This is a genomic window from Chryseobacterium sp. RU33C (assembly GCF_900156015.1).
GTDB classification, from domain to species: Bacteria; Bacteroidota; Bacteroidia; order Flavobacteriales; family Weeksellaceae; genus Chryseobacterium; species Chryseobacterium candidae.
In genome coordinates, this window is record NZ_FTMT01000003.1 from 22953 (window position 1) to 37626 (window position 14674).

The 14674-nt window shown below is 36.1% G+C and carries 14 protein-coding genes; 9 read left to right on the forward strand and 5 right to left on the reverse strand.

The window, feature by feature from the left end; translation table 11 throughout:
* Positions 1–90: 90 nt before the first annotated feature.
* The 5 genes from BW946_RS03465 to BW946_RS03485 form a co-directional block, all read right to left on the reverse strand.
* Complete coding sequence (locus tag BW946_RS03465) at positions 91–1065, reverse strand: phosphatidylinositol-specific phospholipase C (protein ID WP_228402450.1); 975 nt, start codon at positions 1063–1065, stop codon at positions 91–93.
* Between the two features lie 422 nt (positions 1066–1487).
* Positions 1488–2168 (reverse strand): hypothetical protein, encoded by a 681-nt coding sequence (locus BW946_RS03470; protein WP_076594854.1) that lies wholly within the window; start codon positions 2166–2168, stop codon positions 1488–1490.
* Positions 2169–2244: 76 nt separating this feature from the next.
* On the reverse strand, positions 2245–3465 hold the full coding sequence (locus BW946_RS03475) for a 3-phosphoshikimate 1-carboxyvinyltransferase (protein ID WP_076594855.1): 1221 nt from the start codon (positions 3463–3465) through the stop codon (positions 2245–2247).
* A 69-nt stretch (positions 3466–3534) separates the two neighbouring features.
* A complete protein-coding gene (locus BW946_RS03480; protein ID WP_076594856.1) occupies positions 3535–3861 on the reverse strand; it encodes a nucleotide pyrophosphohydrolase in 327 nt (108 codons plus the stop codon).
* Positions 3861–5270: a hypothetical protein gene (locus tag BW946_RS03485; protein WP_076594857.1), complete on the reverse strand. Its 1410-nt coding sequence runs from the start codon at positions 5268–5270 to the stop codon at positions 3861–3863. Before BW946_RS03485 ends, BW946_RS03480 begins: the two co-directional genes overlap by 1 nt.
* 184 nt (positions 5271–5454) lie before the next feature.
* On the opposite strand from BW946_RS03485, the gene BW946_RS03490 reads away from it, so the two are divergent.
* From BW946_RS03490 to BW946_RS03530, 9 genes are all read left to right on the forward strand, one after another.
* A complete protein-coding gene (locus tag BW946_RS03490) occupies positions 5455–5706 on the forward strand; it encodes a type B 50S ribosomal protein L31 (RefSeq protein ID WP_002976190.1) in 252 nt (83 codons plus the stop codon).
* A gap of 104 nt (positions 5707–5810) precedes the next feature.
* Complete coding sequence (locus BW946_RS03495) at positions 5811–6971, forward strand: putative sugar nucleotidyl transferase (RefSeq protein WP_170872053.1); 1161 nt, start codon at positions 5811–5813, stop codon at positions 6969–6971.
* A gap of 99 nt (positions 6972–7070) precedes the next feature.
* On the forward strand, positions 7071–7580 hold the full coding sequence (locus BW946_RS03500; protein WP_002976192.1) for an RNA polymerase sigma factor: 510 nt from the start codon (positions 7071–7073) through the stop codon (positions 7578–7580).
* On the forward strand, positions 7555–8244 hold the full coding sequence (locus BW946_RS03505; RefSeq protein ID WP_076594859.1) for a hypothetical protein: 690 nt from the start codon (positions 7555–7557) through the stop codon (positions 8242–8244). The genes BW946_RS03500 and BW946_RS03505 overlap by 26 nt, the downstream gene beginning before the upstream one ends.
* Positions 8245–8260: 16 nt before the next feature.
* Complete coding sequence (locus BW946_RS03510; protein WP_076595068.1) at positions 8261–9547, forward strand: DUF4252 domain-containing protein; 1287 nt, start codon at positions 8261–8263, stop codon at positions 9545–9547.
* An 11-nt stretch (positions 9548–9558) separates the two neighbouring features.
* Entirely contained in the window at positions 9559–10062 is a 504-nt protein-coding gene (locus tag BW946_RS03515) for a DUF4252 domain-containing protein (RefSeq protein WP_076594860.1), read from the forward strand.
* A 25-nt stretch (positions 10063–10087) separates the two neighbouring features.
* Positions 10088–10792 carry a hypothetical protein gene (locus tag BW946_RS03520; RefSeq protein WP_076594861.1) on the forward strand — a complete coding sequence of 235 codons (705 nt, stop codon included), beginning with the start codon at positions 10088–10090 and terminating at the stop codon, positions 10790–10792.
* A 187-nt stretch (positions 10793–10979) separates the two neighbouring features.
* Positions 10980–12440: an IMP dehydrogenase gene (guaB, locus tag BW946_RS03525; RefSeq protein WP_076594862.1), complete on the forward strand. Its 1461-nt coding sequence runs from the start codon at positions 10980–10982 to the stop codon at positions 12438–12440.
* A gap of 349 nt (positions 12441–12789) precedes the next feature.
* Entirely contained in the window at positions 12790–14655 is a 1866-nt protein-coding gene (locus tag BW946_RS03530; RefSeq protein ID WP_076594863.1) for a GEVED domain-containing protein, read from the forward strand.
* The last annotated feature ends 19 nt before the right edge of the window (positions 14656–14674 follow it).

The window sequence follows — 14674 nt, forward strand, 5'->3', positions numbered from 1 at the left end:
GCTGCTTCATTTTTGGAGCGGCCTTTTTTTTTCAAAAAAGGCCGCCTCTCTTTCTAAGGCGGCCTTTGAATAAATCTAACAAATAACAATTTAGAAATTGGTGTTAACGATCAATTGGGAAAGTTCAGCATTCACAAAATCAATCGGCATTATTCCGAAAGATCCGTGAGTATTGGATTGGAAGAATGTTTTAAGCCTTGGATTGATATTGTTGGATACGGTAGGAATACTTGGGATTCCAAAAATTCCAGGTTTATAACCGCTCGTGAAATTTACAAAAAGTTTACCATTCGTATCATTTTTTGCTTCATTAAGCAGGCTTGAAATTCCGTTCCACTTATCATCATTATTGGTCACCTTGTAGTAATCCTGAACCTTCAGCTGTACGCCCGAATTGTTGATGTCAAAAGTGGTATTATCCGCCCATGGTGAAGCGTTGATTCCCTTAGTTGTTCCCGAAGAGAATCTTCTTAGTAATTTGATCTTTCCTCTTACAGCGCCCAGCGTAGGAATGTTTGCTCCAAGATCCCATTTAGAAGGATTTTTCTGTACATAAGAATCAAAAGTCTGTTCAAAACTTCTGGTGGTATTGGAAGCATCATATTCTTCTTTTACAGACATGATGATTGTTTCTGATGGATGGCTGTTAAGGAACGCATAGCACGCATTAAGCACATCATCAAAATTCAGATTTTGGTAAATCGCTCCGTGATGAATGGTGAAAGCATTGTCAATATGTCTGCAGCGTATATCCAGAAAACGGACTCCGGCATTCAGTTGTTCAGCAATGCTGAGGTCTTGAGTTTTAGCCGTACCTGATATAACAGGAGCATCTACACGTGCTCCTGAATCATGAGTTCCGGGAATTGAGATTTTTGAAATAGAAATATTATCCTGAAGACCAGACATCCAGTTGTTCATGGAAACAGGCAATAATGAAGCTTTACCCATTGTTTTTGCTAAAGAAGTTAAACTGTTTTCATTAGAGTCTCTTTCCATAAGACTGTCATTGGAACAGGAAAAAAAGATAGATGCAGTAACCACCCCAAGTGTGATAGCTGTCATACGTTTCATGCTTTGTTTGAACATAGTTTTTTTATTTTTTAAGGTAGCTTAAAAATAAGAATATATCAAAGCATAAGGAGTTAATTTAACTTTAAGAGATAATTAAGTTGGTATAAAGTCCGGGAGCTTGAAGCTGGAAGAAGTAAATTTGAAAACTGATTTTTCTTAACTCAAAGTTTATTTTTAGTTTCGGAAATATCGAGTAAGCAAAGATGAAATCAATGAATTTGATTTTTTCTAAGCTGATGTATAAAAGAAAGCTTCATAACCGACATATGTCGGCCTCTTTGCCCACTTTACTATAACATTAGAATTAATTTTACTTTGCATTAAAGAAATGTAGCTATAAAAAATCATAATAAATGAGTGTTGAAGCTCACTGTCAAACAGTAACATCCAGTATCCAGCTTCAATCTTCCATCCTAAAAAACAAAATCCTCTTTCAGTCCGGGAATTTTGAAGTTGTGATCTCCGATAAAGAAATCATTCATTTTAATAAGAGCCGGGAATTTATAAGTAAACTCTTTGTGTAAGTTTTCGGGTACTTTAGTTTCAGCATCACAGGAAGAATATTCTCTGTCAATAATCACCTTGCCTGTAGAAAAATTGATTTCGTTTGTAAAGCTGAAATCACAGGTATCTTCAAAATGATCGTGTAAACCTATCAGATAAAAATCTCCGTTCTGAAATCTGAAGGTATGTTTATATTGCTGGGTATGCCTTGAGTTGGTAAAAAATAGCTGTTCAATAATAAGACCGTTATTTTTTATATTGATTGTAAGAGTATTATCTGAAGGATAAAACCCGAATCCGCTTGAAAAAATAATGGCAGAATTTTCTTTCCATACTTTTAGACCGCTGTTTTCCTTTTTCAGAATATAAAAAATCCTTTTATAGTCACTTGTACCTTCCGGGTTTTGTGTGTCTGATGCTTTTATATTGGTGTCAAAAACCAATACTACTTCATCTTTTCCATCTTTGTCAAGATCCCCTTTGGTTTCTGCTATTTGGATGTATCCTTTCGGAACCGAAAAGGCTTTCAGATTCTGGGCAGATAAGCCTGAAACAGATAAAACAAACAAAAAGGAAAAGAAATGTTTCATGGTTATGATATAAAATTAAAATGTGGTCATCCGAAAACAGCAATTATTTTCAAATGACCACATTTTATAATATTAATTAATGAGCCAATATGCTTTCAAGATCTTTCCAGAACATTGGATAAGACTTTTCTACTACATCTTCATCTTCAATATTGAGTTCTTTAATAAGGCAGAACGGAGCAAAACTCATCGCCATTCTATGATCCTGATACGTTTTGATTGAAATATCATCTTGTGGCTCTCCGAAACGGATGGACTGAATGGTTAAATCTGTAATTTCTGTTTCAGTACCCAGCTTTTTAAGCTCATTATATAAAGCCAGAAGCCTGTCGGTTTCCTTTACTCTTAAGGTCCCCAGTCCGGAAATCTCAAAAGGAATTTCTAAAGTGGCTGCTGTTACACAAAGGGTTTGTGCGATATCCGGGCAGTTGTTCATATCCAGAATAATTTTATCCGGGAAAGAAAAATCAGGCAGAGGTTCAAGTGTTAGTTGATGCTCATCTTCAGAAAATGTTGTTTTAATCCCGAAAAACTTTTCATAGATATCAGCAATGGCGGAATCTCCCTGCGTAGACTCTTTATAAAAACTCTTCAGGTGAATCGTCTTTCTTCCTAACGCACAGATGGAGTAGAAGTAAGAAGCCGAACTCCAGTCGCTTTCCACTTCATAATGTACCACCTCAGAATTGTCAGGATTAAAAGGTTTTACTTTGATGGTATTTCCTTCAAAACTGCTTTGAATGCCAAATCTGGTCAGAATATCAAGGGTCATTTCAATATATGATCTTGAAGTAACATCGCCCACAAGATTAATGACCAAACCATTTTCTAGCTTTCCTGCAATAAGAAGGAGTGATGTGATAAACTGGCTTGATATATTCGCCGGAACATTCACAGAAGTCTCAGTAATCTTTCTTCCTGTAATTTTTAAAGGGGGAAAACCTTCATTTTCCATATATTCAATTTCCACTCCAAGATCCCTTAAAGCACTTACCAGATTTTTGATAGGTCTTTCCTTCATTCTTCCCGAACCTGTAAGAATAGTTGTTTTTCCTTCCTGAATAGAATAATAAGAAGTAAGAAAACGCATTGCTGTTCCTGCATGATGGATGTCTACCACATCAGTATTTTCAGATAAAGCTTTTTTCAGCAACTGAGTATCCTGGGAATTGGATAGATTCCCGATTTTTATATTGCTAAACAGACTTTCCAGAATCAATAAACGATTCGAAATACTTTTCGAACCGCTGATCTGTACTGTTGTATCACCTAATAATTTTGATTTTTCTAGCTTCATTATGATCTACATTATCTTTAAAATGATGAGTTATAAATGCATGTATTATTTATAACTCATCATTTATCATTATTTCAATTTTTCGTTGTTCTGATGCCGGTCTTTATCACGGTCAGTTTTAATTTTCATTTTTTTGTCGAAAGCGTCCTGTAGGTTGACTCCGGTTTGATTGGCTAAACATAATGTTACGAAAAGCACATCTGCCAGTTCTTCACCAAGATCTTTAGTCTTGTCACTTTCCTTTTCGCTTTGTTCACCATATCTTCGGGCAATGATTCTTGCTACTTCGCCTACTTCCTCTGTCAGCATCGCCATATTGGTAAGTTCATTAAAGTACCTTACCCCAATGGTCTTGATCCATTCATCCACCTGCTGTTGTAACTGCGTAATTTCCATTATTGATAAGCTCCTAAAGTTGGGTTGGTAGTTCTGGAAACATTCACAATATCAAAAGGTACCGTTGCTGCAACAGCCGCATTTCCTTTTCCAAGGGCTGGAGAACCTGGTTTTACCCTTAAATTCATTTTAGCCATAAAATAATTGACAAACTGAGGCTCTGCATTTTTTACCGTTTGTATCACATTCGGATTGTTCTCAAAAGTGAAACCTGCTCCGGTGGCACTGGTATATTTGATTAATGAGTTTTGAAGTAAAAATTCAAACTGCTGTCCCGGAGTTTGTTCAAAATGAACAGCATCATCCCTGTCAGAATATATAATACTATTTTTGATGTCAAGCTGCTGCAAAGCACCTTGTTGCGTCTGCCCGGCATCATTTTTCCATTCATTGGCGGCAAAAATTCCTGCTCTGTCGAAAGAACTCATGGTCTTGGAGTAATTCGCAATCGTAGCATGAGTATAGCTATGTTTTCCACCCAGGAAAATCCCTACACAGGATAAACCGCAGTTGTTCATTACAAGATTGTTGGCATTTACTGTAGAACCTACAGCATAAATTCCATATTCAAAGAAAGTATGGATGAAGGAATTGGTGATGGTAGCATTGGTCTGCTTCATATCCAGTCCTCTTGTGCCTCCGAAAAGTCTTGCATGGTTCATCTTAAGGGTGGAATTGGCTTCCATTTTAATAGAATTCCAGTTTTTAGGAATCGTATCATAATAAGGGTCATTTCTGTCACCACGAAGAATAACCTGATCTGCCTGAGTACCGTTGATATTTAAAAACGCTCCCGAAGAAACTTTCATTCCACTGTTTTTATGGAAGTACACTTTAGTTCCGGCATTGATATCAAGAGTTACATTGGGATTGATAGTCAGATTTCCATAGATGATCTTCGCTTTATTGTTATTCCATGTGGTGGAATTGGTAATCACATTCGGATTGCCTGGTGTCTGGATGAAAAATTCAGCATCCTGAACCACAGAAAATAAAGTCACATGCTGTTGTCCGCCAGGGCTGGTGAAAAGAACTTTGTCTTCTGCAATCGCTTCCGGTCCTGTAGCTTCCGGAGCAATTTCAACAAAAATATAAAGGCTGTCTTTCTTTCTTAAAGGAACATTTTTAAAATCATATCCCGGTTTTCCATCTACATTGATTCTATATAATGAAGCAGCTCCTTTTTCAAGGTTCACTCTTGGGATCATAATGTCCTTATCTTCATTGTTATATACTTTCACAACATAAGTTTCTGAACGTACCTGATGATATACCGTATCACAGAATACTGTATCTCTTGAGAAACGAAGTTCCTGTGTAGGACTGTCAAACGTTATGTCATCTTTATTACATGATACTGCTACAAGTAACATCCAGAAGGAAAAAGCCAGTAATAATTTGAATTTCATTGAAATTAAAGTTTAAGTAAGTTCCAAATTTAACGAAAATACTTTGAATTTCTTATCAATAAAAAAATATTGAATTCAGTATTTGGAAATTTAAAAAAATGTTGTATTTTTGCAACCTAAAATTTAGCAGAGAAATATCCATTACTATTTCGAAAGCAAACTTAATTTTTTTAAAAATAGTATTATGAAAAACGGAATCCACCCAGAAAATTATAGACTTGTTGTTTTCAAAGATATGAGTAACGACGAGGTGTTTCTTTGCAAGTCTACTGCAGAAACAAAAGACACTATCGAGTACGAAGGACAAGAGTATCCTCTAATCAAAATGGAAATCTCTTCAACTTCTCACCCTTTCTACACTGGTAAAGTAAAACTAGTTGACACTGCAGGTAGAGTTGATAAGTTCATGAACAAATACAAAAAATTCGCTAAATAATTTTTTGTACTTAAAAATATTAAAGTCTTCCAATTTTTGGGAGACTTTTTTTATTGTAAATTTGTTAACCTTGAATTTTAAACCTTAAACTTTAAAACTGAATGATGCAGTTAGTATTTTCAGACGCACAATATTGGGAAGATTTTCTTCCACTTACTTTTACACGTCCGGTCGCGGCTATGCGATGTGGAATTCTTACATTTTCTGAAAGATGGCAGAAAATCCTAGAAAACACAGAAGTAACTTACTTCACAGAAATGTATCTTCAGGATAAATTTAAGAGTCCGGAAGAGGAAGAAAGCCTTTTTCTGGTTCCGAATTTCCTGCCGACAGAAACCGTAATTCAACAGATTAAAGACCTTAAGCAAGGAGAAGCACTGGTGTATGAAGACGAATTGATTGCTGCAAAAATCAATATGAAAGGTTTTTCCCTGAATCAGATTGAAAAAATGACAGATATTAAGGAGGAACTTATTTTCTTCAAAAGACCGAAAGATCTGTTTACCTATAATCATCACGCAATTGATTTTGACTTTGATCTGCTTACCAAAGGAAGAACTTCACAGGAATTATCTTCAACAAATGGATTCTTAGGAGATAAAAAAGATCTGTTTATTGAAGAAGGCGCTTATGTTGAATTCTCTACTATCAATACAAAAACGGGTAAGATTTATATCGGTAAAAATACTGAGGTTATGGAAGGTTGCCATCTTCGCGGGCCAATTGCGCTTTGTGATGATTCTAAATTTAATCTTGGTGCTAAAATTTATGGAGCTACCACAATCGGTCCTCACTGTAAAGTAGGTGGAGAAGTGAATAATATCATTATCTTCGGATATTCCAGTAAAGGGCACGAAGGTTTTGTAGGAAACTCTGTGATTGGGGAGTGGTGTAATTTTGGAGCAGATACCAATTCTTCAAACATGAAAAATAATTATGGAAACGTTAAATTCTGGAATTACAGAACCAAAACTTTTGAAGATACAGGATTACAGTTTGCGGGATTGATTGTTGGTGATCATTCCAAAACGGCTATCAATACCCAATTGAATACAGGAACGGTAATTGGTGTTGCTTCCAATATCTTCAAACCAGGTTTTCCACCTAACCTTGTGGAAAACTTTTCATGGGGTGGACTGAAAGATGATGAAAGATTCAAACTTGATAAAGTATACGAAGTAGCAGAAAGAGCCATGGCGAGAAGAAAAGTAGCGTTAACAGAAGAAGATAAAGCGATTCTGAAACATATTTTTGATACGTATTAATTCGATTATAATAAAAACTTCAAATTTTTTTGAAGTTTTTTTATTTTTGATGTAATAGATAAGTAATGGCAATTGTCTTACCTATAAGAAACAAAACTCATGACCCAAGAAACTTTCAAGAATACGGTGTTTATTCTCAAAGACGAGATGTATCGTTTTGCGAAGCGGTTTGTCATGAGCAGTGATGAAGCGGAAGATGTAGTACAGGATCTCATGATGAAGTTTTGGCAGAAGAGGGATGAGCTTGAGCAATTCGGGAATTTTAAATCCTATGCGCTGAAGTCGGTCCGGAACGAATGCCTGAACCGTCTGAAGCATCACGATGTAAAAATCGGCTTTGCGGATATGCAGCTTCATCGCTCGGAGCTTTACAGTATGGAAGTTGATAACCTTAAGGAACATATTGTAGGATTTATCAATCAGCTCCCTGAAAAACAGAAGATGGTCATCCACTTGAAAGATGTAGAAGAATATGATGTTTCCGAAATTTCTGAAATGCTGGAAATGGAGGAAAATGCAGTAAGGGTAAACCTGATGCGTGCGAGACAAAAAGTAAAAGAACAAATCTCACAACTGATGAGCTATGAAAAAAGATCAATTACAAGATAAATACAACGAAGTCTTCCGGGAAATTAAGGAAGAAAAAATGGACTGGAGTTTTGAAGACTTTCTTCAGACTGCAGAAGGTGCGGAGCCTGAACAGAATACAGCACCTGTTATTCCATTGGAAGAACAGAAAAAGCCCTCCTTTCCCAAATGGTTCTGGATGGCCGCCGGTGTAATATTGATTTTCGGGATCGGTTTATTTCTCAACTCTAATAATTCCGGTACAGCAGATGTACAGGACAGGGAAAAACTGGTAAAAGACGAGATCTTAAAACAGAAGTCCGGGTTCATTGAAGAAAACAGCGATCATCAGGAACAGGTTGCCGTGAATCACACAGACTCTATTTCCGGAGTGAAAAAAGATTCTGTTTTTCAGGATAACCAGGTGGCAGAAAAAGATGTTATGGACGAAATTCTACCCAAAAGAGGAAGACTTAAAAAGGAAAGAAAACCCAGATATGTAGATAATTCTTCCTTCCCGAATAAAAATACAAATGATTCTGCTTCTGCATACAATGACTCATATGTCATTGTAAACGGTAAGAGAATCAGCAGTGAAAAAGAAGCCCTGGATGTTACCAGATATTCCTTTATGAAATTAGGAAACGAGTTTAAAAAAACAGTAGCATCTTCCCAAAAAAATGAAAATCTTGACAGCGAATACTAAAAATCAGAACAATCCCATGAAAAAAATATTTTTTATAATAGCCATAATGCTAAGCAGCTTTGCAACTTATTCTGCACAGACTGAGAAATTGGACAAGCTTTTTCAGGATTTTGAAAAAAATGGAAGAGTAACCTCTATCAATATCAAAAAACCGATGTTCAAGCTATTGAATACCATTGATGTTGATGATGCCTATATCGGAAAGATAAAACCTATACTGAACGATGTAGAGGGACTTAAAATTCTGATTATTCCTAAAATTACTTTCCCGGATCGTTTAAAAGATGAAAATCTTGCCAATATAAAAATGAATGAAGATAAGACAGAAAGAGTGAACAAAGCTTTAAAGTCTCTTAACTTCAATGAACTGATGTCCATGAGCAGTGACGGTACTTCCATGAAATTTCTGGCTGAAGAAGAAAAAGATAACTATCTGGAGAATCTGGTGTTCAATGTAGATTCCAAAGAAGAAAATATCATTTTTATTCTCAATGGAAAAATGAAACTGTCGGATGTTAATAAAATCATTAATTCAGCTGAAACAACCACTTCTTCAGTGACAAGTTCGGTAAGAAATGACCTTACCTCAGGGAATACATCTTCTTATTTGAATGGTGATAACAGAAATGTAGGTGAATTCTCAAAAATAGATGCCAGCGTTGGGGTAAATGTTACCTTCAAACAGGAAAATACAAGAAGTGTAAAAGTAATCGCTGATGCGGATAAGCTTCAATACGTTATCACTAAAGTAGAAAACGGAGTGTTGAGAATATATGTAGACAATAAAGGCGTTCGAAATCTGAGATTTAAAAACCTGAACGTTAACGTTTCTGCTCCTAGAATTGACGCTATAAAAACATCATCAGGCAGTGTATTTACAGCAGTAAATCCAGTTACAGAAAAAAATATGGCAATTGAAGCAGAATCTGGTTCTGTTATTAAAGGAACTTTCAATGTGGATCAGACAGCTGCAGTGGCCGTGAGTTCAGGTTCTGTACTGGATGTGGATATTAAAACACCCAACCTGGCATTGGATATTTCCAGTGGTGCAAGCATTAGCTTATCAGGAGAAGCTGCTTCTGCGGTGATTGATATAAGCAGTGGAGCATCCTGTAAAGCGGATGATCTTAAGATCGGTACAGCAGTAGTAGAATCTACTTCAGGAGCAAGTCTTTCCTTACTTGTTACAGACAAGTTGAAAGTAAGTGTTTCTTCAGGAGCTGATGTAAAACTGAGAGGAAACCCTGAGTTGGATGCCAAAGTGGACAAAATTTCGGGAGGCAGCTTAAGACAAATCAAATAAAAAACTAACCTATGAAGACTCTTAAACACATTTTTCTCACTATTCTGGCAATAGGATTGTTTCAGTCATGTATTGTTTCAGAAAAACCGAATATAGATTTTTTCCAGAATTCAAAATATGATTTCAAGGGAGCGCAGTTTGCAAGTATTAATGTACCCATGGTTTTGGCTAAATCTTATATTAAGAAAGCTCTGAGAGAAGAAGGGGAAAGCGATGAGACCATAGAACTGGTTAAAAAAGCTTCTAAAATAAAGGTTCTTACTGTAACCAATGGGAATGAGAAAATGCTAAATGATTACGCTCAGTTTTTGAATCATAATCATTATGAAGAGTGGGCCAGCATAAAACATGATGGAGATGATATCAACATTAAGGTAAAACAGGATGGAGAGATTATAAAAAATATGCTGATCACCGTAGGTTCTAAGAAAAATGAAATAGTATTCTTAGATGTGAAAGGAAACTTTACCGCCAATGATATCTCAAAAATGATTAATTCTTTTTCCGGTAAATAATCATACCCCCTCAAATATTCGCAGCATGGAAAAATTAATAAGAGAAGTCCGAATCCTTAAAATCTATGCAGTTGTACTTACCGTACTATGTGCCATGTTTTTCTTTCTCGCCTTTAAAAATCAGTCTTCCAACGAACGTTTTAAAGAAATAGATGTGGAACGTATCAATATTGTTGAAAAAGACGGAACGTTAAAGATGGTCATCAGCAATAAAGAACGTCAGCACCCCGGTTTGGTGAACCATAAAGAGATGAATCCACGGGAGAGAGAAGCGGGACTTATTTTTTTCAACTCCATGGGAGACGAATGCGGAGGTCTTGTGTATGATGGCAATGAAAAGGAATCCGGGATGGCATATTCCGTGGATCAGAGAAATACAGATCAGATTATGCAGCTGCAATATTCTGAATCAGCGGGTAAGGATAAAAAGAGAGTATATGGATTGAAACTTTGGGACCGGCCTGATGATTTTCCTATGGAGTATCTTATTAAAGCAGCTGATTCCATCAAGAAACTGAACAATCCGGAAACCTCCAGAAAAGCATTTGTACAATTGAAGGAGAAAGGTAGGTTAGGAAGTGAGCGTTTCTTCGCAGGCAAGACAGCCAATGGTGATGTAGGAATCTTTATCCGTGATACCAATGGGAAAGTAAGATTAAAATTATACATTGATAAAAATAATCAGACCCACATTGAAAATATCGATGAAAATGGAAACCTGGTGAAATAGACCTTTGATTTTCCTATTTAACATATAATAAAGTAGTTTCATACTCATTCAATTATTTTGTACCGTAACCGTTCCGACAAAAGAACGGTTTTTTGATTTAAGTTATTGATTATTAATTTTTATTTAAACTATTAAAAAGGATTTTCATATCTCACTAAAATAACCTAATTTTGCAAAGAAAGTAAAGATGTCTATTCATAACAAAATTGTAGAGACAGCCATCACTTTCGATGACGTTCTTCTAGTCCCTTCTTATTCAGAAGTTTTACCTAACCAGGTTTCATTAAAATCAAGACTTACCGACAAAATCACGCTGAATGTTCCGATAGTTTCCGCTGCGATGGACACTGTTACTGAAGCTGATCTGGCCATTGCTTTAGCAAGAGTTGGAGGTTTAGGATTTATCCATAAAAACATGACAATCGCTGAGCAGGCAGCTCAGGTAAACCGTGTAAAACGTTCCGAAAACGGAATGATCTCTGATCCGGTAACTCTATCTAAAGATCATACCTTAGGTGAAGCTAGAGATCTTATGTCAAGATATAAGATTTCAGGTCTTCCTGTGGTAGATCCTGATAATATCCTTATTGGAATTATTACCAACAGAGATGTAAAATATCAGGAAAATCTTGATATGAAAGTGGAAGAGATCATGACCAAAGAAAATCTGATCACTTCAGACAAAGATACCAATCTTGAAAAAGCAAAAGAAATCCTTCTTAAGAACAGAGTTGAAAAACTTCCTATCGTAGATAAAGACAATAAACTTGTAGGTTTAATTACCATCAAGGATATCGATAATCAGTTGGAGTATCCTAATGCTAATAAAGATGAAAATGGCCGTCTTATCGTAGGAGCAGGAGTAGGCGTAGGAGAAGATACGTTAACGAGAATTGAGGCTTTAGTACAGGCAGGAGTTGATATCGTAGCGATTGATTCTGCACATGGTCATTCTAAAGGAGTTTTAGATAAAATTTCAGAGATCAGAAAAGCATATCCTAACCTTGATATTGTAGGAGGAAACATTGTAACCGCAGATGCCGCAAAAGATCTTATTGCAGCAGGAGCAAATGTATTGAAAGTAGGAGTGGGGCCAGGATCTATCTGTACCACCAGAGTAGTGGCCGGAGTAGGAGTTCCTCAGCTATCTGCCATCTATAATGTTTACGAATATGCTAAGTCTAAAAATGTAGCAGTAATTGGCGACGGTGGTATCAAGCTTTCCGGAGATATTGTAAAAGCTATCGCTAGCGGTGCAGGTGCTGTAATGTTAGGTTCACTTTTAGCAGGTACAGATGAGGCTCCGGGAGAAGAAATTATCTTCCAGGGAAGAAAATTCAAATCTTATCAGGGAATGGGAAGTCTTTCAGCAATGAAGAGAGGTGGTAAAGAAAGATATTTCCAAAGTGAAGCTAAAAAATTCGTTCCGGAAGGAATTGAAGGAAGAGTTCCGCATAAAGGAAAGCTGGAGGATGTTATTTTCCAGCTGACAGGAGGTTTAAGAGCCGGAATGGGATATTGTGGTGCAAAAGATATTGAAACCCTTCAAAGAGACTCAAAATTAGTTATGATTACCGGAAGCGGATTGAAAGAATCTCACCCGCATGACGTAATTATTACACAGGAAGCCCCGAATTATTCTTTATAAAATTATAATTGAATTTAAATATAAAAAACTGCACAATTTGTGCGGTTTTTTTATTTTATGATTTTATTTTAATAATTTGGTTGACACAGTGTTAATTTAAAATAAATGATTTTTTAAATTATTTATTTGTTTGTGTTTTTATTTATTTTTTGGTTATAATGTAAATAAAATTAAGTCTATTAGGTTTGGTGTTAATTTTATTTTTTAATTTAAATGTAACAATAGTTGAGTTTTTTCTACTAACTGTAATAAAATTTTAAGTTTATTGCTTGTTTTTAGTTGTGAATATCACGAGTAAGTATATAAATGCGGTAAATTTACAAATTGTTTAATTTTTTAAATTATTAAAATGAAGAGAACTATCCTTTGTGGGGCTTTGTTGCTATCCCTTTCATTATCTGCACAGCAAAAAAAAGAGTGGTGTGACTTTGATAATGAACAGAGAGTACACCAAAAACAGAATGCGGAAATTGATGAAATGATTCGTAATATCCGTAACAAAATTATTAGCGGTAATCAAAATACGACTGCTAAAAATGGAAGTGCATACAAAATTGTAAATGGAGTTTACGAAATTCCTGTGGTAGTACACGTAATAACACCTACAGGTGCTGCTATTGGTACCGCTTATAATAAGAGTGATGCACAAATTCAGGCTTGGCTGGATCATTGTAATCAAATGTATGCAGGGACTTATCAGTGGGCTCAGGGAGTTCCGGCAGATTTTGGTAATGCTGCTACAATGCCGATTAAATTGGTATTGGCTAAAAGAGATCCTAACTGTAATGCTACTACCGGGATTATTCGATATAACGGAGGAGCTCTTACCGGATACGATACTTATGGAGTAAAGCGTAACGGAGCTAATGGAGTTACAACAGCACAGGTAAAAACTATTGCTCCTCACTGGCCGGAAGCATCATACTTCAATATTTATATTATGAATAAAGTAGATGGTGGTGGTACTTATGGTATCATGGGATGGGCAGGATTACCTCAAAATGCCGATGCTAACTACGAATCCTTTATGAAGTCTTTTGTAGTTACACTACAGGATGATATTACTCTGGCGCACGAATTTGGGCATAGTATGGGATTACTTCATACTTTTGGAAGTGCTAATCCTGACGCGCCACAAGGTGATTCTACTACAAATTTTTGTCCTGCAACAACCAATAACTGTGCTACAGACGATGATCAGGTATGTGATACAGAAAGATCAAGAAGCTTGCTGAACGATCCGGCACCTACTAATAATGATATGAATTATTGTTCAGGGGTGAACTATCAGGGAGTGCAGTACAATATGATGAACTATACGAATCCGATAGCATTTAAATTTACCAATGGACAACATGATAGAGCAGCTCTTTACTTCTTTTTAATGAGAGGATCATTGAGTACTTCATTAGGAGGAACTGCCCCTTCTTCTACTACTGCGATTGGAACACCTATTGCTGCAACATGTAATCCCGCAGGTATCTCAACACCAGATAATTATTTTGTAGGACCAACTCTTGTAAAATTGGGAAGTATTAATAATGCAACTACAGGATATTGGCAGAATAATGCCAGTTTTTATGAAGATTATACAGGAGCAGGCTGCCTGAAAGCTACCTCTACAGAACTTTCAGCAACGGGTACTCACAATCTTCAGGTGAATGTATCAGGTTCGAATAATGATGTGAGAGTGTGGATTGATTATAATAATAATGGAACGTTTGAGACATCTGAACTTGTAGGTTCTGTTGATAATATTGCTGCAGATCCGGTTACAGAAATTGGAACTTACAGTACTACCATTACAGCTCCAGCTTCAGTAGTATTGAATACTCCACTAAGAATGAGAGTACTTGTAGATGATGAGAATTCTAACATGACTCCTTGTGGGCAATTAAAGTACGGGCAGGTTGAAGATTATACTGTAAAATTTGTTACCAACCTGGGAACAAGTGAAGTGAAAGCCGATAATGGTGATTTAACAGTTTATCCTAATCCTGTAGCAACCGGAGATAAAATCTTCATTAAAGCTAAAAATGGTAAAAATCTGAAAGTTTCTATTTCTGATATGTCAGGAAGATTGGTATCAAGTCCATCTGTAACTGAAGAAGGAAATGGTGTTTTCAAAGTAGATCAGCAATTAGAAAAAGGAGTTTATATGATTCAGGTTTCTAATGGAAAAGACAGTAAGTCTTCAAAGTTGATTATCAAATAAATTGAATATCATTTAAATA

What these genes read in the sequence shown, in the direction of transcription:
- BW946_RS03490 (WP_002976190.1), top strand. Translation starts at nt 5,455, where the DNA reads ATGAAAAACGGAATCCACCCAGAAAATTATAGACTTGTTGTTTTCAAA.
- BW946_RS03480 (WP_076594856.1), bottom strand. Translation starts at nt 3,861, where the DNA reads ATGGAAATTACGCAGTTACAACAGCAGGTGGATGAATGGATCAAGACC.
- BW946_RS03505 (WP_076594859.1), top strand. Translation starts at nt 7,555, where the DNA reads ATGAAAAAAGATCAATTACAAGATAAATACAACGAAGTCTTCCGGGAA.
- BW946_RS03530 (WP_076594863.1), top strand. Translation starts at nt 12,790, where the DNA reads ATGAAGAGAACTATCCTTTGTGGGGCTTTGTTGCTATCCCTTTCATTA.
- BW946_RS03520 (WP_076594861.1), top strand. Translation starts at nt 10,088, where the DNA reads ATGGAAAAATTAATAAGAGAAGTCCGAATCCTTAAAATCTATGCAGTT.
- BW946_RS03495 (WP_170872053.1), top strand. Translation starts at nt 5,811, where the DNA reads ATGCAGTTAGTATTTTCAGACGCACAATATTGGGAAGATTTTCTTCCA.
- BW946_RS03475 (WP_076594855.1), bottom strand. Translation starts at nt 3,465, where the DNA reads ATGAAGCTAGAAAAATCAAAATTATTAGGTGATACAACAGTACAGATC.
- BW946_RS03510 (WP_076595068.1), top strand. Translation starts at nt 8,261, where the DNA reads ATGAAAAAAATATTTTTTATAATAGCCATAATGCTAAGCAGCTTTGCA.
- BW946_RS03515 (WP_076594860.1), top strand. Translation starts at nt 9,559, where the DNA reads ATGAAGACTCTTAAACACATTTTTCTCACTATTCTGGCAATAGGATTG.
- BW946_RS03500 (WP_002976192.1), top strand. Translation starts at nt 7,071, where the DNA reads ATGACCCAAGAAACTTTCAAGAATACGGTGTTTATTCTCAAAGACGAG.
- guaB (WP_076594862.1), top strand. Translation starts at nt 10,980, where the DNA reads ATGTCTATTCATAACAAAATTGTAGAGACAGCCATCACTTTCGATGAC.
- BW946_RS03470 (WP_076594854.1), bottom strand. Translation starts at nt 2,168, where the DNA reads ATGAAACATTTCTTTTCCTTTTTGTTTGTTTTATCTGTTTCAGGCTTA.
- BW946_RS03485 (WP_076594857.1), bottom strand. Translation starts at nt 5,270, where the DNA reads ATGAAATTCAAATTATTACTGGCTTTTTCCTTCTGGATGTTACTTGTA.
- BW946_RS03465 (WP_228402450.1), bottom strand. Translation starts at nt 1,065, where the DNA reads ATGACAGCTATCACACTTGGGGTGGTTACTGCATCTATCTTTTTTTCC.